Source organism: Colwellia marinimaniae (genome assembly GCF_002207865.1).
Lineage (GTDB): Bacteria > Pseudomonadota > Gammaproteobacteria > Enterobacterales > Alteromonadaceae > Colwellia > Colwellia marinimaniae.
In genome coordinates, this window is the sequence record NZ_BDQM01000146.1 from 1 (window position 1) to 381 (window position 381).

Sequence of the window (381 nt, forward strand, 5' to 3'; positions counted from 1 at the left end):
TGAAGGTAGATTGAGAAGTCTGCTGGAGGTATCAGAAGTGCGAATGCTGACATGAGTAACGATAAGGGGAGTGAAAAACTCCCCCGCCGAAAGACCAAGGTTTCCTGTCCCATGTTAATCAGGGCAGGGTAAGTCGGCCCCTAAGGCGAGGCGGAAACGCGTAGTCGATGGGAAACAGATTAATATTTCTGTACTTCACTATATTGCGAAGGAGGGACGGAGTAGGCTAGGTGAGCACGGCGTTGGTAGTCCGTGTGAAAGGCTGAAGGTGGGAGACTTAGGTAAATCCGGGTTTCCATTCAACACTGAGAGCTGAGACGAGTCACTACGGTGATGAAGTCATTGATGCCACACTTCCAGGAAAAGCTTCTAAGCTTCAGA

General features: G+C 49.6%; 1 rRNA gene. It reads left to right on the forward strand.

Features of this window, described 5'->3' with window-relative positions:
• Positions 1-381 (forward strand): 23S ribosomal RNA (locus MTCD1_RS18620); the annotation flags it as partial.